Annotated in this window: 12 protein-coding genes and 1 pseudogene; 5 read left to right on the plus strand and 8 right to left on the minus strand. The window is 63.7% G+C overall.

Going from position 1 to position 18,250, the window contains the following annotated elements; all coding sequences use genetic code 11:
- Positions 1-65 precede the first annotated feature (65 nt).
- Together AAFH49_RS03195 and AAFH49_RS03200 are read right to left on the minus strand one after the other, a co-directional pair.
- Positions 66-863, minus strand: coding sequence for a 3'-5' exonuclease (locus AAFH49_RS03195; protein WP_342295963.1), 798 nt, complete (start codon positions 861-863; stop codon positions 66-68).
- 240 nt (positions 864-1,103) lie between these two features.
- On the minus strand, positions 1,104-3,797 hold the full coding sequence (locus AAFH49_RS03200; protein WP_342295964.1) for an RCC1 domain-containing protein: 2,694 nt from the start codon (positions 3,795-3,797) through the stop codon (positions 1,104-1,106).
- Positions 3,798-4,334: 537 nt separating this feature from the next.
- Here AAFH49_RS03200 and AAFH49_RS22185 point away from each other — a divergent pair.
- From AAFH49_RS22185 to AAFH49_RS03215, 4 genes and pseudogenes are all read left to right on the plus strand, one after another.
- Positions 4,335-5,033: pseudogene (locus AAFH49_RS22185) on the plus strand (carboxypeptidase-like regulatory domain-containing protein); the annotation flags it as partial.
- 96 nt (positions 5,034-5,129) lie between these two features.
- Positions 5,130-6,824, plus strand: coding sequence for an outer membrane beta-barrel family protein (locus AAFH49_RS03205; RefSeq protein ID WP_425293315.1), 1,695 nt, complete (start codon positions 5,130-5,132; stop codon positions 6,822-6,824).
- A 299-nt stretch (positions 6,825-7,123) separates the two neighbouring features.
- Positions 7,124-8,026 carry an ABC transporter ATP-binding protein gene (locus AAFH49_RS03210; protein ID WP_342295966.1) on the plus strand — a complete coding sequence of 301 codons (903 nt, stop codon included), beginning with the start codon at positions 7,124-7,126 and terminating at the stop codon, positions 8,024-8,026.
- 138 nt (positions 8,027-8,164) lie between these two features.
- Positions 8,165-11,815 carry an ABC transporter permease/M1 family aminopeptidase gene (locus AAFH49_RS03215; RefSeq protein ID WP_342295967.1) on the plus strand — a complete coding sequence of 1,217 codons (3,651 nt, stop codon included), beginning with the start codon at positions 8,165-8,167 and terminating at the stop codon, positions 11,813-11,815.
- 82 nt (positions 11,816-11,897) lie between these two features.
- Here AAFH49_RS03215 and AAFH49_RS03220 read toward each other — a convergent pair whose 3' ends face one another.
- The 6 genes from AAFH49_RS03220 to AAFH49_RS03245 all read right to left on the minus strand — a co-directional run bounded on the left by AAFH49_RS03220 (position 11,898) and on the right by AAFH49_RS03245 (position 15,388).
- Complete coding sequence (locus AAFH49_RS03220; protein WP_342295968.1) at positions 11,898-12,371, minus strand: carboxypeptidase regulatory-like domain-containing protein; 474 nt, start codon at positions 12,369-12,371, stop codon at positions 11,898-11,900.
- Positions 12,372-12,616: 245 nt separating this feature from the next.
- Complete coding sequence (locus tag AAFH49_RS03225) at positions 12,617-13,021, minus strand: peptidase associated/transthyretin-like domain-containing protein (protein ID WP_342295969.1); 405 nt, start codon at positions 13,019-13,021, stop codon at positions 12,617-12,619.
- A 218-nt stretch (positions 13,022-13,239) separates the two neighbouring features.
- Positions 13,240-13,902, minus strand: coding sequence for an SdpI family protein (locus tag AAFH49_RS03230; protein ID WP_342295970.1), 663 nt, complete (start codon positions 13,900-13,902; stop codon positions 13,240-13,242).
- A gap of 28 nt (positions 13,903-13,930) precedes the next feature.
- Positions 13,931-14,185 carry an autorepressor SdpR family transcription factor gene (locus AAFH49_RS03235; protein WP_342295971.1) on the minus strand — a complete coding sequence of 85 codons (255 nt, stop codon included), beginning with the start codon at positions 14,183-14,185 and terminating at the stop codon, positions 13,931-13,933.
- 108 nt (positions 14,186-14,293) lie between these two features.
- Positions 14,294-14,671, minus strand: a complete 378-nt coding sequence (locus tag AAFH49_RS03240; RefSeq protein ID WP_342295972.1) for a hypothetical protein — start codon at positions 14,669-14,671, stop codon at positions 14,294-14,296.
- Between the two features lie 114 nt (positions 14,672-14,785).
- Positions 14,786-15,388 (minus strand): RNA polymerase sigma factor, encoded by a 603-nt coding sequence (locus AAFH49_RS03245; protein ID WP_342295973.1) that lies wholly within the window; start codon positions 15,386-15,388, stop codon positions 14,786-14,788.
- Between the two features lie 303 nt (positions 15,389-15,691).
- On the opposite strand from AAFH49_RS03245, the gene AAFH49_RS03250 reads away from it, so the two are divergent.
- Positions 15,692-18,061 (plus strand): IPT/TIG domain-containing protein, encoded by a 2,370-nt coding sequence (locus AAFH49_RS03250; protein WP_342295974.1) that lies wholly within the window; start codon positions 15,692-15,694, stop codon positions 18,059-18,061.
- The last annotated feature ends 189 nt before the right edge of the window (positions 18,062-18,250 follow it).

Raw genomic sequence — 18,250 nt, forward strand, 5'->3', positions numbered from 1 at the left:
GGGAGCCCCCGGCCGCCAAAAGATTTGACCGCTAGAAACCCTCGTAAAGCTAAGTAGCCGCCAGATTACACCACGCGGCGCATGGGCACGGGCGTAGCATCGGCATACACGATATGCTCGTCGCGCACAGGCTCTTCGCCCCGGAATTTTTGCAGGATGCGGGCCGTGGTGATGATGTCCTTCTGGCAATAGTGCGCGATGCGGGGCAGGTCGTTTTCCTCCCAATACACCCGCGCCACGTCGGCCCCGGTGATATCGTCTTTTGGGGTAGGAATGCCAAACAGGGCGGCCAATAGGTTGAGGGAAGTGTAGGACTTGCGGTCGCCGAACTTCCACAGCTCCATGGTATCGTGGTGGGGGATTTCCCAGGGCTTTTTGCCGGCCATGTCCAGCTGCGGGGGGAGGGGCAGGCCATTCACAAGCAGGCGGCGGCCGAGGTAGGGGAAGTCGAATTCCTTGCCGTTGTGGGCGCAGAGCAGGAACTTCGGTTTGTTGGCCAGCAGCCCGGCGAAGTCGCGCAGCAGATGCTTCTCGTCGTGGTCGGCGTAGCTTTTCACGCGGAAGCGCACGATTTCTTCCTCTTTATCAAATACGAAATACCCCACCGACACGCACACCACCTTTCCAAACTCTGCATAAATCCCAGCCTGCTCAAACAGGCTGGCGGCCGTGAGGTGCTCGGGGAAGGGCTCGGCGGCCTGGGGGCGGCCGGTGTAGCCCTGCTGGCGGCGCAGGCTCTCGCTCTTGTGCTCCCACAGCTGCCGCAGCATCTCGTCGAGGCTGTCGTGGCAATCCACGCAGGGCACGGTTTCGATGTCGATGACGAAAAGCTGGTCGAGTGGGGTGCGGTGGAGGTGCTGCATGAGAAGGGTAGAAGCAAGCTGGCGGGGGCGGCGGCCGCGCCACCCGTGTATCTCAAAGCTACAGCAAGAGAGGCCCTGCATCCAAAGCGTAAAGCGGTTTCTAATTCAGAGCGATGTAGGAGCGGGGTCGTACCCGGTAGGGCTGGCCCCCGCCCGCCGTTGAACGGAATCGTTGAGATAGGGCAAGCGTCCGGGCGGGGGCCAGCCCCGCCCCTACATTGTGCTGGCTTCGGAATTGCCCTACTCCACCACCAGGCGGGCGGCGCGGGTGCCGGCACGCACCACGTACACCCCGGCGGGCAGGCCGGCCACGTCGAGGGCCGGGGCGGCGGGGCGTACCAGCTGGCCCAGGCTGTTATACACCAGCAGCAGGGACCCGGCCGGCGCGCCCAGCACCTGAACCGGGCCGCCGTGGGCGGGGTTGGGCACCAGCACCAGCGTGGCCGGCGCATCGGCGGCGGGCACGAACTGCACGGGCGAGTGCGTCACCGTGCCGTTGGCGTCGGTCTGGGCCAGGCGGTAGTAGGCGGCGGTGGGGGCATCGGCATCGGCGAAGGTGTAGGCGTGGGGGGCCGTGCTGCTGCCCGCCCCGGCCACGAAGCCCCGGCGGACAAAGGCCCGGCCGTCGGCCGATTTCTCCACCACAAAGCCGGCGTTGTTCTTCTCCGAGGCGGTGGCCCAGGCCAAGGCCACGGCAGTGGGGCCGGTGCGGCGGGCGCTGAAGCTGACCAGTTCCACGGGCAGAGGCTGTAGGGAGCGTAGCGGGTTCAGCCTGTCAAAGCGGCTGGCGCTGGTGGTGGTGCCGTCGCCGAGCTGGCCGCTGGGGTTCTGGCCGGTGCTGGCGAAGTTGTAGCCCGAGGGGGTGCGAATCAGCGAGAAGGAGGCTGCTGGGCCCGGGGCCAGGGTGGTCCAGCCGGTGCCCAGGGTGGCTTCCTGGGTGGGGGTGTTGCGGTTGGTGGTGCTGCCATCGCCAAGCTGGCCTTCGGCGTTGCGGCCCCAGGCGTAGGCCGTGCCATCGGCCCGCAGGCCTATGCTGTGGGCCGCGCCGGCGGCCAGCTGGGTGTAGTGGTCGGTGGCCGTGCCCACCAGCATGGGCATGCCGTGGTCGGTGGTGCTGCCGTCGCCGAGCTGGCCGCTGCCGTTGTCGCCCCAGGCGTAGGCCGTGCCGTCGGCTTTCAGGCCCAGGCTGTGGTACTGGCCCGCCACCAGTTGGGTATATGTGCCGCTTCCGCTCACCAGCGTGGGCATAGTGCGGTCGGCGGTGGTGTCGTCGCCGAGCTGGCCGGAACCATTGTAGCCCCAGGCGGTAGCCGTACCGTCGGCCATCAGGCCCAGGCTGTGGAAGGAGCCGGCGGCCAGGTGGGTGAAGCGGTCGGTGGCGGCCCCCACCGGGGTAGGCACGCTGCGATTGGTGGTGCTGCCGTCGCCGAGCTGACCGAAGCTGTTCTGGCCCCAGGCGTAGGCCGTGCCATCGGCTCGCCGGCCCAGGCTGTGTAGGGCACCGGCGGCCAGCTGGGTGTAGCGGTCGGTGGCCGTGCCCACCAGTATGGGCACGCTGCGATTGGTGGTGCTGCCGTCGCCGAGCTGGCCGTTGCGGTTGTCGCCCCAGGCGTAGGCCGTGCCGTCGGCTTTCAGGCCCAGGCTGTGGTACTGGCCGGCGGCCACCTGCACCCAGTCCTTATCGGTGCCCACCTGCATGGGGCTGTTACGGTTGGTGTCGGGGCCCGCCGTGCCGATGCCCAGCTGCCCATAGGTGTTGTCGCCCCAGGCCCACAGCGTGCCATCGGCCCGCACGGCCAGGCCGAAGGCACCGCCCGCGGCCGTGCTGCGCGTGGGCAGGGCCGTGCCCGTGGCGGTGGGCGTGTTGCGTTGCGTGGTGTTGCCACACCCAAGCTCGCCGCTGCCGTTGTAGCCCCAGGCATAGGCGGTGCCATCGGCCTTCAGGCCCAGGCTGTGGTACTGGCCGGCCGCCAGCTGCGTGTACAGGCCACCCCCGATTACCGGGGTGGGCACCCGGCGCTGAGTAGTGGTGCCGTCGCCGAGCGCCCCGCCGGCGTTGTGGCCCCAGGCGGTGGCGGTGCCGTCGGCCCGTAACCCGAGGCTGTAGTTAGCGCCCGCTGCCACTTGCGTGTACAGGTCGGCCCCGCTCACGGGCGTGGGCAACAGGCGGTTAGTGGTGGTGCCGTCGCCGAGCTCGCCGGTGGCGTTGCGACCCCAGGCATAGGCGGTGCCATCTGCCCGCAGGGCCAGGGTATGAGAGGTGCCCGCCGCCAACTGAGTGTACAGGCCGCCCCCGCTTACCGGATTGGGCACCAAATGGTTAGTAGTGGTGCCGTCGCCCAGCGCGCCGTCGCCGTTGTAGCCCCAGGCGGTGGCGGTGCCGTCGGCTTTCAGGCCCAGACTATGGTAGGTACCGGCGGCTAATTGGGTGTAGGCATCGCCCCCGCTCACTGGAGTGGGCACCAGGCGGGTGGTGGTGGTGCCGTCGCCCAGCGCGCCGTCGCCGTTGTAGCCCCAGGCGGTGGCGGTGCCGTCGGCTTTCAGGCCTAGGCTGTGGTAGGTGCCCGCCACCAGCTGGGTGTAGCTGCCGCCCCCGCTTATGGGCGTGGGCACCAGGCGCTGGGTGGTGGTGCCGTCGCCGAGCTGGCCGTAGGTGTTCACGCCCCAGGCGTAGGCGTTGCCGTTGGCCTTCAGGCCCAGGCTGTGGTTGGTGCCCACTGCCACCTGCACCCAGTCCGTATCGCTACCCACCTGCACCCAGACGGTGCTGCTGGTGGTGGTGCCCGTGCCAAGCTGGCCATTGGTGTTGCGGCCGGTGGCCCAGAGGCTGCCATCGGCGTGAATGCTGAGCGAGTAGCTGCTGCCCGCCGCGATGGTGCCGCGCAGCGCCTGCGCCCCGGCCCGGCCCGGAGCCAGCAGCAAAAGAATAAGCATGAAAAGCCCGGCCGCGGCCATACCTCCAGTGGTGCGAAAGAAGTGCTTCACGTAGTCAATTGAATTATCTGCCGGCAACGCGCGGGCTTGGCACCGGTAAAGTTACGACCCGGCGGCTGACTAAACCTCTTATAGGCCATAATCATACACGCCGTGGCCTCACTGGCTTATGCGTCTTGCATCGGGTTGTAAAATTGTAAACATATCAAGAATGGCTTATCCGCGGCAGCAGCTGTCACGCTCATCCAGTAGCTGGCCACCACCCGTCCCAAATCCCGTATTGGCACGTCCCAACTTAGGATATGAAGCGCGGCCCCCCCGCCCCCGGCCGGACCTTTGAGCCCAATTCCTGCCCGCCCTCCGGCCTTGCGCCGGGCGGGGCGCTTCCCCAACAAATAATATGGGCCTCTGTAACGTTTGGGTCCCGGGCCCGATACTCCCCCGGACTTCACACCAATTTAATACCGCCCGCAGGCAACCCCGGCCCCGGCCGGGCCATCTGTTAGGGCGTACTTCTTCCCTTTCCCCCCTGCACCGATGAAACTATCTACGCATTGCTTTGCGGCGGGCCTGCTGTGCCTGCTCCTGACCGGGGCCGTCCGGCCCGCCGCCGCCCAGGCTCCGGCCCCCGCCCCGGCGCTGCCCGCCGGCACCGGCTCCCTCACCGGCACCGTCCTCGACTCGCTGAAGAAGGAGCCCGTGCCCTATGCCACCGTGGTGCTGCTGCCGGCCACCGGCGACAAGCCCATCACCGGCGTGGCCGCCGATGATGCCGGCCGGTTCTCGCTCAGCAAGCTCACGCCCGGCCCGTTCCGGCTGCGGGTGAGCTACGTGGGCTTCGGCACCCAGACGCGGGCCGTGACCGTCACGGCCGGGGCCACCGACGCGGGCACCTTTCGCCTGCCCACGGCCGGCACCGCGCTGGATGAGGCCGTGATTATCGGCCAGAAGCCGGTGGTGGAAATCCGCCCCGACCGCATGGTGTACAACGCCGACCAGGACGCCACCAATGCCGGCGGCACCGCCGCCGACGTGCTGCGCAAAGCCCCCCTGCTGGCCGTGGACGGCGACGGCAACGTGAAAATGCGCGGCTCCAGCAACTTTAAAGTGCTGGTGAACAACAAGCCCTCGCCCACGCTGGCCAGCAACCTGGCCGAAGCCCTCAAGGGCATCCCTGCCGAGCAGATTAAGTCGGTGGAAATCATCACCACGCCTCCCGCCAAATACGACGGCGAAGGCACCGCCGGCATCATCAACATCGTGCTGAAGAAAGGCGTGGAGCAGGGCCTGAACGGCCGCGTGGGCACCTCCCTCGGCAGCCGCAACTCGGGTGTGAATGGCTCACTCAACTTCAAAACCAAGAAGCTGGGCTTCACTTCCTCGGGCGGCACGGGCGGCTGGTACGGCCCCAATAAGTCGGAGCGGGTGCGCTTCGGCAAGTTGGACAAATCGACCCTGACCCAGGAGGGCGTGGGCAACTACAGCGGGCAGTGGCTGTACGGCTCAATGGGCCTGGACTATGATTTGAGTGAGCACCAGAGCCTGTCGCTGGCCGCCTCGGTGAACCACTACGCCGGCCATGACTATAACAACATGCTCAACGACTACGTGTCGCCCGCCCAGCCGCAGACCAACCAGCTGTTCACCCGCGCCACCAACAGCGTGTTCAGCGGCCTCAACGGCGAGCTGACCGGCACCTACACCAAAACCTACGCCCTGCCCCGCAAGGAGTGGAGCGTGCTGGGCCAGTACGCCCGCAACGACGGCACCTTCGGCTACGATTTCGACCAATACCAGAACTCCACCACCAACCTGGAGGTGGGCAGTGCCAGCTACCGCGAGCGCAGCCGGGGCCGCACGCCGGGCTCGGAAGTGACCCTGCAAACCGACCTCACCCAGCCCTTCGGCGAGAAGCAAACGCTGGAAACGGGCCTCAAATCCATCTGGCGCAGCACCGGCTCGGTGGCCAACGTCGATGGCCTGACCCGGGGCGTAACCGAAGACTTTGTGCGCCTGCCCGGCCGCTCCACCGATTTCAGCTACGACCAGAACGTGCAGTCGGCCTACGCCACCTACACCAACAAGCTGACCAAGAAGCTGACCCTGAGCCTGGGCAGCCGCCTGGAGCGCACCGGCCTCGCGGCCGATTTCCGCACCAACGACACCAGCTTCGTGCGCAGCTACCTCACGCTGCTGCCCAATGGAAACGCGCAGTATTCCTTCAGCGACAACAACAGCGTGCGCGCCGCCTACTCGCGCCGCATCACCCGGCCCTACATCGACTACCTCAACCCCTTCAGGGACCGCTCCGACCCGAAGAACCTGGTGTACGGCAACCCCAACCTCAACCCCGAGCTGACCGATTCCTACGAGCTGAGCTTCAACACCAACGGCAAGGCCGGCTCGCTCAACATCGCGGCCTCTATGCGCCGCACGGGCAACGCCATCGAGTCTATCCGCCTCGGGCCCGATGCCAATGGCGTAACCCAGCAGACCTACGCCAACGTGGCTGCCAATGCCTATTACCAGCTGAACTTCTACGGCTCGGCCAAGCCGGCCAAGGGCTGGGACATCAGCGGCGGGCCCGATATTCAGTACATCGTGCGCCGCAGCCCTTCGCTGGGTATCGAGCGGCGCGGCTTCACGGCCGGCCTCAACCTGAACTCTTCCTACAAGCTCCCGAAAAACTTCACTCTGCAAGGCTTCGTGTTCGCCTCGCTGCCCTCGCCCGACTTGCAGGGCCGCGGCTCCGGCAACCTCTACTACCAGATGGGGGCCAAGAAAACCTTCCTCAAGGACAAGGCCGATGTGGTGCTCAACCTCGCCGCGCCCTTCAACGACTACTGGCTCTACCGCAACACCACCGACACGCCCACCTTCACCGAAACCAACCGCAACTACGCCTACCAACGCTCGTTCCGCCTCAGCTTCAACTACCGCTTCGGCCAGGCCCAGCAAACCAAGCAGCGCAAGTCCATCTCGAACGACGACGTGAAGGGCGGCGGGAGTAAGCAAGGCGGGCAGTAGGAGGGGGAATCAGGCCGGAAGTCCGGAAAAAAAGAACGTCATGCTGAGCGTAGCCGAAGCATCTCTACCGCAATAGCAATCCAATCGAAAGGATTAGTGGCACGGTAGAGATGCTTCGGCTACGCTCAGCATGACGTTCTTTTTCCATTTCATCGGTCTGGTACCGCTTATCCAGGCAACCCCGGCCCCCCGCCGCGCATCTCTCGGCCATACCCGCTGTAATGCCGCCCGCCGCTCCGGCGATTCAGTGGCGCACAGTACCTTCCGGCTCACCTCTTTCACTTTCTGCAAAAAAAAGTATGGCCCTCACCATTACCAATCTCTCCAAAACCTACCCCAACGGCACGCAGGCCCTCAAAAACGTCAGCCTCAACATCCCCAACGGCATGTTCGGCCTCCTCGGCCCCAACGGCGCGGGCAAGTCCAGCCTGATGCGCACCATCGCCACGCTGCAGGATGCCGACACCGGCAGCATCATGCTCGATGACATCGACGTGCTGCGCGACAAAGAGGCCGTGCGCCGCGTACTGGGCTATTTGCCCCAGGAGTTTGGCGTGTACCCCAGCGTGAGCGCCGAGGAGCTGCTCGACCATTTCGCCACCCTCAAAGGCATTGCCAACGGCCGCGAGCGCAAGGAAATGGTGGCCGCCCTGCTGCACCAAACCAACCTCTACGACGTGCGCAAGAAGCACGTGGGCGGCTACTCCGGCGGCATGAAGCAGCGTTTCGGCATCGCCCAGGCCCTGCTCGGCAACCCCCGCCTCATCATCGTGGACGAGCCCACCGCCGGCCTCGACCCCGCCGAGCGCAACCGCTTCCACAACCTGCTCTCGGAGATTGGCGAAAACCTGGTGGTCATCCTCAGCACCCACATCGTGAGCGACGTGGCCGACCTGTGCCGCCACATGGCCATCATCAACAAGGGCGAAGTCCTCCTCACCGGCGACCCGGTATCGGTGATGAGCAACCTGAAAGGCCGCATCTGGCGCAAGCTCATCGAAAAGGCCGAACTGCCCGCGCTGCAAGCCAGCCAGCAGGTCATCAGCTCCCGCCTGTTCGCGGGCAAGACCGTGGTGCACGTCCTGGCCGATGGCGCGCCGGATAGCGGCTTTGAAGCGGTGAATCCGGATTTGGAGGACGTGTATTTCTCGGAAATCCAGAACTACGAAGTAAGGAGCAAGGCCGGGGCGGTAATGGCCTGACAGGCCGTTGTCATGCTGACGAAGGAAGCATCTTATCACGGCTGCTTTCGTCAGACTTACGCCCTTCCCGGGCATTACCTAACCCGCGCAGCGCGGACGTGATAAGGTCCTTCGCTGCGCTCAGGATGACAGACGACTATGTTCCTAGCAATACTTCTTTTCGAGCTTAAATACCGGCTCAAACGCCCCGCCACCTGGATTTACTTCTTCCTGCTGTTCCTCATGGCGTTTCTGCTGGTGACGGCGGCCGGCGGCGGCTTCGGCACGGGCGTGCACGTTTCCTTGGGAGGCGATGGGCAAGCGGTGAAAATTAACGCCCCATTCTCGCTCAACATCATCACCACGATTCTGAGCGTGTTCGGCATTATCATCGCCTCCTCGCTGATGGGCAACCCCGTTTACCGCGACTTCGAGTACCGCACGCATTCGCTGTTCTACACCACGCCCATCAGCAAGTTCGGTTATCTGGGCGGGCGTTTCCTGGGCTCTTACCTGATTGCGGCGCTGGTATTCAGCGGCGTCGCGCTGGGCGCGGCGGTGGCGGGCCTCATGCCCTGGGTGCAGGCCGACCGGTTTCTGGCCGTGGCTCCGATGGGTACCTACCTGTGGCCCTACCTCGTGATGGTGCTGCCCAACCTGCTGTTTTCGGGGGCTATTTTCTTCACCGGGGCCACGCTCTCGCGCAATATCCTAAGCACCTACATTGGCTCGGTGCTGCTGCTGGTGGTGTACCTGGTGGCCACAGCCTACCTGCAGGACCTCAAGAATGAGCACTTGGTAGCCGCGCTGGATGCCTTCGGCATCTCGGCCATCGAATTCACAACCCGCTACTGGACCTCGGCTGAAAAGAACACCCTGCTGCTGCCCCTCTCCAGCTACGTGCTGCTGAACCGGGCCGTGTGGCTGGCCGTTGGGCTGGGGCTGCTGGCGCTGTGCTACGCCCGGTTCCGGTTCTCGGTCTTCGCCTCAGAGAAGCCCGAGAAAAAGAGCCGCCGCGTGGCTGCTGCCGATGCCGACGTAGCCCCCGCCGCCCAGCCCGGCGGCCTGCTGCTACCGCGCGTGGCCCAGGTCTTTTCCGGTGCTATGAGCCGGCGCCAGTGGTGGAGCCTGACCAAGCTGGAATTCCGGGGCATTGTGCGCAGCCGCTACTTTCTGGCCATTGCCGGGGCGGGCGTCATCCTGCTGCTGGCCACGTCGGCGCAGGTGGGCCGCACCTTCGATACCGCCACCTACCCCGTCACCTACGAGATGCTGGAGGCCATCACCGGCTCCTTCTTTCTGTTCTTTCTGGCCATCATCATCTTCTACAGCGGCGAGCTGGTGTGGCGCGAGCGCGAGGCCGGCGTGGCCCAGATTACCGATGCCGTGCCCGTGCCCAGCTGGGTGCCGCTGCTGAGCAAGCTCACCGCCCTGGGCCTGGTGCAGGTGGTGCTGCTGGCCGTCATCATGGTGTGCGGTCTGGTTATTCAGACGTTCCGGGGCTATTTCCACTACGAAATCGGCCTCTACCTGCAGGCGCTGTTCCTGTACCAGCTGCCGTTCCTGCTGCTGCTGTGCGTGCTGAGCATGGTGACGCAGGTGGTGGTGAACAACAAGTACCTGGGCTTCGCGGTGATGGTGGTTTACTACGTAGCCAACCTTTTCCGCAGCCAGATTGGTCTGGGCCACCGGCTGCTGGGCTTTGGCGGCGGCGGCTCGCCGGGGCCGTACTCGGATATGAACGGCTACGGGCACTTCCTGCCGGCCTTCTGGTGGACCAAGCTGCTGTGGGCCGGCGTGGCCGTGCTGCTGGTGCTGCTGGCCAGCCTGCTCTGGACACGCGGCACCGACGCCACCGGCCGCCTGCGCGAAGCCCGCCGCCGCTGGAGCCCCGGCAGCAGCGCCGCCCTGGCCCTAGGCCTGCTTATGAGCCTGGGCGCAGGCTACTACATCTTCTACAACACCAACGTGTTGAACAAATACCTGACGCCCAAAGAAGGCGAAAAGCGCCAGGTGGCCTACGAAAAGCAGTACCGCCGCCTCAAGGACGTGGCCCAGCCCCGCATCACGGCCGTGGATATGAACACGGAGATTTTCCCCGGCACCCGCGCCGTGCGGTTTCGGGGCCAGTTCACGTTGGTAAACAAGCACGCCCGCGCCCTCGATACCGTTATCGTAAGCATTCCCGTGGAGCAGAATCCCCGCGTGCTGGCCCTGAGCCTGGGCAAATCCGGCCAGGCCACCCTGGCCCTGAACGACACCACTTACGGCGTGCGCCTCTACCGCCTGGCCCAGCCGCTGGCCCCCGGCGATTCGCTGGCCCTGAACATGGACATTCGCTACCAGGAGCGCGGCTTCCCCAACTCGGGTTCCAATACCGACATCGTGTACAACGGCACCTTCATCAGCAGCAACTACCTGCCGGGCCTAGGCTACCGCGAAGATGCCGAGCTGAGCGGCGACCAGGACCGCAAAAACTACGGCCTGAAACCCAAGCCCCGCATGGCCCCCGTGAACGACCTGAAGGCCCGCCAAAACACCTACATCAGCGCCGATGCCGACTGGATTCGCTTCCGCACCACCGTCAGCACCGAGGCCGACCAGACCGCCATTGCCCCCGGCTACCTGCAAAAAGAGTGGGTGAAAGACGGCCGCCGCTACTTCACCTACGTGATGGACCGGCCCATGCTCAACTTCTACACCTTCCTCTCGGCGCGCTACAAAGAGTATAAGAGCCAGTGGGTTGATACGGCCGGGCACCGCACCATTCCCATCACCATCTACTACCAGCCGGGCCACGAGTACAACCTCCAGCGCATGGCCGAAGGCGCGAAGGATGCCTTGGCGTATTGCTCCAAAAACTTCTCGCCCTACCAGCACCGCCAGCTGCGCATCCTGGAGTTTCCGCGCTACCAGTCATTCGCCCAGAGCTTTGCCAACACGGTGCCTTTCTCCGAAGCCATCGGCTTCATTGCCAAGGTGAACGACAAAGACCCCGAAGACCTGAACTACCCGTACTACGTGACGGCCCACGAGGTGGGCCACCAGTGGTGGGCCCATCAGGTCATCGGCGGCAACGTGCAGGGCAGCACGCTGATGGCCGAGGCCATGGCCGAATATTCGGCCCTGATGGTGCTGCGGGCGCACAACGGCCCGGCCACCATGCAGCGCTTCCTCAAGTTCGACATGAACCGCTACCTCTCCGGCCGCGCCTTCGAGCGGAAGAAGGAAGTGCCCTTGGCGCTGGTCGAAAACCAGCAGTACATCCACTACGCCAAGGGCTCGGTGGTGATGTACGGCCTGCAGGACTACCTGGGCGAGGCCACCCTAAACGCCGCCCTGAAGCAGTACGTGGCCGCCGTGGCCTACCAGCAGCCGCCCTACACCAACTCCACCGAGTTCATCGGCTACCTGCGCCGCGCCGCCCCCGATTCGCTCCAGTCCTACCTAACCGACCAGCTTGAGCGCATCACCATCTTCGACAACCGCGTGACCGCCGCCACCAGTAAAAAGCTGCCCGACGGCCGCTACCAGGTCGATTTCACCGTGAAGTCGGCCAAGTTCTACGCCGACAGCCTGGGCACCCAGAAGCCCGCCGACCAAACCCGCGATGCCCTGCCCGTGGCCATTTTCCCCGAGCCCGGCCCCGATAAAAAGCCCGCAGCCCCGCTGCTGCTCCAGAAGCGCCGCCTGCGCACCGGCGACAACCAGCTGCGCTTCGTGGTGAGCAAAAAGCCCGCCTCCGTCGCCGTCGACCCCTACCACCTGATAATGGACCGTCAGCTCGACGACAACACCAAAGACCTGTAGGCCCTGAAACCGAAGGGTACAAAAAAATCCCCGGCCGCGCTGGCCGGGGATTTTTTTGTGCGTTTGGATTGCCTCTTGGTGCTTATTGGCGCGCCAGGCGCAGGTCGTGCTTTACCTGCTTGTGAGCCGTTTTGAGGTAGCGCTTGAGCTGCTGCTTGCGCGATACCACGATAACGTGGGCGTTGGTCAGGCTCACCGTCGATTCGTTGGCGGCGGCATTGAGGGTCATCGTTTCATCGGCGTAGCCGGCGTAGGTTACCGTAGCTTGCAGCGCCCCGGCGTTGGCCGGTACTTCAAACTCGAACTCGCCGTCGGCATTGGTCACGGCCATCTGCTTGGTGGCCGTGAGGATGACCACCGCGCCGGGCAGCGGGCCGGCCGGGTTGGTGATTTTGCCGATGAGTGTCATTTTCTCCGGCTTTGTATCGCCGTCATTAGTAGCCGCCGTCATGGCATAAGCCGTGCTGGCAAGCGGCTGATGGGCCTGCGCCGTAAGTGAGGCGAGGCTGATAACACAAGTAGCAACGGTGGCGGCGAGTACAGAGAGGAGGCGCATTGGAGTAAGTAATTTCGGATGATTTTGAATGATACAAATGTCGTATTGCATTAATGGGGTAGAAGCTGGCCTCGTTCAACCACGCCAAACTCCCAGCGAATGACTGGATTTGCCAAATCAGTGGATTCGCGGGCCGCTGAAAACCGAAGAAGCCCTGGCTTCAAAGGCCAGGGCTTCTTCAAAAAGCGGAATGCAGAACAAAAGGTATGGTAAACAGTAAGTGCCGTAAATCAGCTGGAAAAGACTTAGTTGGTGTCCGGCGCGGTGTCACGCAGCAGGTATACCGAGCCCAGCGCCTGCACGGCAGCCAGCCGCACCACTTCTTCGCGTAGGCCGCCGAAGCCGCAGGTCAGCTCCACTTCTTTCACGTTGGTGGGCACGCGCAGCTCAAATTCGCCTTCCGAGTTGGTGACCACAATGGTGCGGGTGCCGTGTAGCCACACTGTGGCCCCGGGCAATACCCCTTTCCGGCCCTGCACCACGCCGTGGATGACTTTGGTTGTGGCGGGGTTAGCGCTTTCCTCAGGGTCGGTGCTGGTGGTTTCTTCCGGCTTGCCCCCGGGTTGGGTGTACGCATATTGCGCCTGGCTGGGCATGGCGGCCAGCAAAAGGCCAATGGCAACAACGGTGGAGGCGAGGCCGGATTTCATAGCGTATTGCACTAATGACATTTTTTATTGGAGGATACAAACGTACAATAAAATCACCGCATGTTGCAAGTGTTTGTAATAATAAATTCACTTTTATTATTGGATAAGCGCAATTAAGTTTCGATGTACCCATCAGGAATCAATAAAAAAAGCCTCCGCACTTGCGTGCAGAGGCTTTTGAGGAAGAAGCAGATACCCTGGGCATTGCCACGGCGGGCTTAGGCCACGTTGCGCCCCTGCTCTTCCTGCCGGAAAACGAAGTAGGAATAGCCGTAGCAAAACACCGCCGTGAGCACCAGCAGCCCCACCAGCACCAGGTGCATCTGCTGCGCGGGCACCACCAGCGCCAGGCCCGCAATCAGCATTCCCGTCAGGCAAAAAAGCATGCCGCCCACGCGGTGCGTGCGTGCCCACACGGTGGGGCTCTCCAGCGTCCAGGGCGTGCGGATGCCCACGAAGTAGTTGGGCTGCACGGTGGTGAGGTAGTTGCCCATAAAGGCCAGAAACAGGCCCACTAGCACCAGCAGGCCCCCGCCCGAAGTACCAGGGTGCAACGCCATGTACAGCCCGTAGCCGGCCAGCCCGCCCAGCATGGCCACCACGGCCAGGCGCAGCTTCTGGAAGTTTACGCTGTTGCTGTCGAGGCGGCGCTTGGGGTCCAGGTAGGGCAGGACGCTGAAAAACAGGGCTATGCCCAGCGGCAAACCCAGCGTGAGGAGCCACATGTGGTCGCGGCTGGTGTAGCCGTTAGCCTGCCCGCTGCCGTCGAAGTGCGTGGGCACCTGGGCGGGCAGCTGCGGCCACACATAAAGCAGGTACAGCGACGGAGCCAGCACGGCCACGAGCGTGAGCAATTGCCACAGGAGCAGATTCTTTTTCATGAGTACCGCAAAAAAGGAAGTGGAAAAATTAGGATTTGAACTGATAAAGCCAGCCCAGCAGCTCGTCAAATACCGTCATGTTGAGGGTGTAGACCACAAACTGACCCTGCTTCTGACTGGTGACGAGGTCGGCCTGGCGCAGCAGGTCGAGGTGGTGGCTGATGGTGGGGGCCGAGAACTGGAACTGCTCGGCAATGGCCCCGGCGGTGGCCGGCCCGCCCCGCAGCCGCTCCAGGATGGCGCGCCGCGTGGGGTCGTTCAGGGCTTTGAAGAGAGCATTCATACTAGGTGTTTCAATGATTAGGCAAATGTCTAAATAAAATTGGAATAAAAAAGCGCGGCCCCTCTGAAAGGGGCCGCGCTGCTAAAATAATTTCGGCAGGCCCGGCTGCTAGGCCGGTTGCTGCGCCGTGGCTTCGGCGGTCGTTTCGGGGCGGCGGCCCCAAGCGGCACAGCGGCTTTGCATCTGCTGGCGAAATTTTTCGCGGGCTTCGGGGCTGAGGTGCTCCATGCGGCCAGCCATGCGCAGCTTCCACTCGCGGCGCTTGCGGGCCCAGCCGCCCGGCCGCCCACCCCGGAAGCCGCCAAACAGGATGCGGCTCAGCAGGAGCAGGCCGTAGGTTTGGCCCAGCGTGATGGTGGGCAGACGGAACAAGGATGGCATCAGCCAGTTCCAGAGGGCCTGCGTGGCAAACCCGGCAACGGCAATGAAAAGCGCCGCGAAGAAAAAGAAACGGAGGCCGCGGAGCAGCCAGAATTTACGGTCCATGATTGGTGAGATAGTGAACTGGTGAGGTGGTGAGCAGGCGAATGAGAATTTGAGCGGCCAACAGATATTGGCAAAACGTCAAATTCACTAGTTCACCACATCACCATTTCACCGTTAGTCGGTGAATAATTCAGTGTAGAGCTTTTGCAGGCGCTTGCGCAGGTGCAGCACGGCGTAGTGCTTGCGCGAAATGAGGGTTTTGAGCGGTACGCCGGTTTCCTCTTCCATTTCGCGGAAGGTTTTGTCTTCCAGCTCGTGCCACACAAATACTTCGCGCTGGGCGGCCGGCAACTCGGCCAGGGCTTCGCTGAGGGCTTCCATGAGGGTTTCGCGCAGCAGGCGGTTTTCGGGCGAGTCGTCGGGGGCGGGCAGCAGGTCGGCCAGCAGCAAGCCTTCACCGTCGTCACTGGCTTCGGCCGCGCCAAAGGCCGCTTCCAGGCTCACCGGCCGCTTACGGCGGTAGAGGTCGGTGATGCGGTTGCGGGCCACCCGGAAGAGCCAGGCCGCCGCCTGTTCCACGGGCTTGAGCAGCCGGTAGCTTTCCACGAGCTCAGCGAAGACGTCCTGTAGGAGGTCTTCGGCCTCGGCTTCGTCGGGGATGCGCCGCCGGATGAACTGCAGGAGCCGGGGGCGCTGCTGGCGCACGGCTTCGGCAATCTGGCGGTCTTGCTGCGAAGCCGTCATCGGCAGGAGGGGAGAGGGGAGCGAAAGTGCCATGGTTGTCATTCTGAATAAACAGACGATGACCCGGTGAAATTACTTTAAGGTTTTTCGATTTGCGCAACAAAATCAGCGGCCGAGCCTGCGCAGCGGATATGCCGGTCGGCGACGGCGGGCAACGTGCGGGACCAGCCGGCATACGCATTAGGCAGGAGGCGAATCACTCTGTTAAAATTCACATTTCATTCATTGCTAATCCTGATACCTGCCAAACTATTGGATGGGGGGCAGTACCTTTGAATAGAACAATATTACTGATTAATAACCCTTTCATAATTTCCCCCATTTTCACCTTTTACCATGAATTATTCCTACTTTAAGCAATTGTTGGCCTGCTTCGTCGGGTGGCTGTGCTTGGGGCCGGCATTGGCATCCGCAGCACCTTTCACGCCGGGCAACATTGTGGTGACGCGCGTAGGCGATGGAACGGCCGCCCTGACCACGGCGGCCACGGCAGTGTACCTGGATGAATACACGCCGGCCGGCGTACTGGTGCAGTCGGTGGCCCTGCCCACGGCCGTAACCGGCAACAACCGCATTCTCACCGCCAGCGGCAACGCCACGTCGGAGCTGGTGCTGTCCCGGACCGGCAATGGCCGCAGCCTGCTGCTGGCCGGCTACGGCACTGCTCCCGGCACCACCGGCGTGGCGGCTTCCACGGCCGCCGACGTGGCCCGCGTGGTGGGGGTGGTGAGCCCCGATGGCACCGTGGACACGAGCACCAGCCTGGGCAATGCTTTCAGCGCCTCCAACGTGCGGGCCGTGGCCTCGGCAGATGGCACGAACCTGTATGTGGTGGGCGGCAACTCGGGCGTGCAATACGTCACCTTCGGCGGCTTCAACCCTACGCAGCTGAACACGGCACCCACCAACCTGCGCGGCGTGAGCGTGGCCGGGGGCAACCTGTATATCTCGGCGGCTTCGAGCCCCTACATCGGCCTGAGCACGGTGGGCACGGGCCTGCCCACGGCGGCGGGGCAAACCGTGGCGGTGCTGCCGGGCTTCCCGGCCACCACGGCCGGCTCCAGCCCCTACGGCTTCTATTTTGCCGACCTGAGCACGACCGTGCCGGGTGTGGACGTAGTGTATGTGGCTGATGACCGAAGCGTTACCGGCGGTGGTATTCAGAAATGGAGCTTGGTGGCGGGCACTTGGACGCTGAACGGCATCATTGCCGGGTCGGCCACGGCCACGGTGCGCGGCCTCGATGGCAACACCAGCGGCACCACGGTGTCGTTGATAGCCACCAGCGCCACCGGCCTGTACCTGCTCTCCGACACTACCGGCTACAACGTGGCCCCTACGCTGACCAGCATTCCGGCTCCGGTGGCCACGGCCGCTACCAACACCGCTTTTCGCGGCATTGCCTTTGCGCCGGTGGCACCGGCCCCGGTTATTGCCAGCTTCAGCCCCACCAGTGGGCCGGTAGGTACCACGATTACCGTCACGGGTTCCAACCTGACCGGCACCACGGCCCTCACCCTGAACGGGGTAGCGGTAACGGGCTTCACGGTGGTGAACGCGACGACAATCACCTTTGCCGTGCCTACGGGCGCGACCAGCGGCCCGATTGCCGTGACCACGCCAGGCGGCACGGCCACCAGCACGGGCACCTTCACGGTGACTGTGCCCAACCCCACGCCGGCCATCACCAGCCTTTCGCCGGCTTCGGTGGCGCAGGGCTCCGGTCCTTTCACCCTTACCATCATCGGCACGGGTTTCCTGCCGACTTCGACCGTGACCTTCAGCGGAACGTCACTGCCAGCCACCTACATTTCGGCCACGCAGTTGTCCATTAGCCTGCCTACTGGCGCGGTAGTAGGAACCTATCCGGTTATTGTCACCAACCCGGCCCAGGGCGGAGGGGCATCGGCTCCGTTTAACTTCATTGTGACTCCGGCTGCCACCATCACGGCGTTATTGCCGAATACGACGGTGGCCGGTAGCGCTGCCTTCACCCTGACCGTAACGGGTACCAATTTTGTGTCGGGCTCGGTAGTGAGTTTCAACGGCATCGTGCTGACCACGACGTTTGTATCGGCTACTCAGCTGACGGCTACGGTGCCCGCCAGCTCCGTTGCTACGGTTGGCACCTTCAACGTAACGGTGACTAACCCTGCCAACAGTATTTCGGCCGCGGCTACGTTCACCGTGACCGTGCCCGCGCCTACCATCACGAGCTTCACGCCCACCACGGGCGGCCCCGGTACGTTGGTAACCATCACGGGCACCAACTTTACGGGTGCTACGGCCGTGCGTATTGGCTCGTTCAACGTGCCCAACTTCACGGTGGTGAATGCTACCACCATTACCGCAGCGCTGCCTACCGGCACGGGCAGCGTTAATGGCCTGATTATGGTGACCACGCCGGGCGGCACGGCCACCAGCGCCACGTCGTTCAACCTGGTGTCGGCCACGTTGGCCAGCCAGGCCCTGCCCGGCCTGAGCGTGTTCCCCAACCCCGCCACCGACAACCTGACCGTGGCGCTGCCCTCGGCCGCTCCGGCCACCGTGGCCCTCCGCGACCTGACGGGCCGCCTGGTGCTGGCCCCGGCCCCCCTCGGCGCCGACAAGCGTCTGGCGCTGCCGGCCGCCCTGGCCAGCGGTGTGTATTTCCTCGAAGTGCAGCAGGAAGGCCTGACGGCCGTGCGGCGCATCGAGAAGCGCTAAGCCGCTGCCGGGCGGCCGCCCCAAACCGGCCGCTTGCTTAAAAAAAGAGCCCCACCGGATTTTTCCGGTGGGGCTCTTTTTTGTGTGAACTGACTGATGGTGCGGAGTGAGTTTTCTTCAGATGACGTAGATGTTTATCAGCCAAATCACTGATAAACAGTTGGGAATAAGTGGGCAAAAAAGCCCCGA

The sequence above is a fragment of the Hymenobacter segetis genome (genome assembly GCF_038448715.1).
Lineage (GTDB): Bacteria > Bacteroidota > Bacteroidia > Cytophagales > Hymenobacteraceae > Hymenobacter > Hymenobacter segetis.

Excerpts from the sequence above, each read along its gene's own strand:
- AAFH49_RS03250 (WP_342295974.1), top strand. The coding sequence starts at position 15,692 with ATGAATTATTCCTACTTTAAGCAATTGTTGGCCTGCTTCGTCGGGTGG.
- AAFH49_RS03215 (WP_342295967.1), top strand. The coding sequence starts at position 8,165 with ATGTTCCTAGCAATACTTCTTTTCGAGCTTAAATACCGGCTCAAACGC.
- AAFH49_RS03240 (WP_342295972.1), bottom strand. The coding sequence starts at position 14,671 with ATGGACCGTAAATTCTGGCTGCTCCGCGGCCTCCGTTTCTTTTTCTTC.
- AAFH49_RS03210 (WP_342295966.1), top strand. The coding sequence starts at position 7,124 with ATGGCCCTCACCATTACCAATCTCTCCAAAACCTACCCCAACGGCACG.
- AAFH49_RS03195 (WP_342295963.1), bottom strand. The coding sequence starts at position 863 with ATGCAGCACCTCCACCGCACCCCACTCGACCAGCTTTTCGTCATCGAC.
- AAFH49_RS03225 (WP_342295969.1), bottom strand. The coding sequence starts at position 13,021 with ATGAAATCCGGCCTCGCCTCCACCGTTGTTGCCATTGGCCTTTTGCTG.
- AAFH49_RS03220 (WP_342295968.1), bottom strand. The coding sequence starts at position 12,371 with ATGCGCCTCCTCTCTGTACTCGCCGCCACCGTTGCTACTTGTGTTATC.
- AAFH49_RS03200 (WP_342295964.1), bottom strand. The coding sequence starts at position 3,797 with ATGCTTATTCTTTTGCTGCTGGCTCCGGGCCGGGCCGGGGCGCAGGCG.
- AAFH49_RS03245 (WP_342295973.1), bottom strand. The coding sequence starts at position 15,388 with ATGGCACTTTCGCTCCCCTCTCCCCTCCTGCCGATGACGGCTTCGCAG.
- AAFH49_RS03235 (WP_342295971.1), bottom strand. The coding sequence starts at position 14,185 with ATGAATGCTCTCTTCAAAGCCCTGAACGACCCCACGCGGCGCGCCATC.
- AAFH49_RS03230 (WP_342295970.1), bottom strand. The coding sequence starts at position 13,902 with ATGAAAAAGAATCTGCTCCTGTGGCAATTGCTCACGCTCGTGGCCGTG.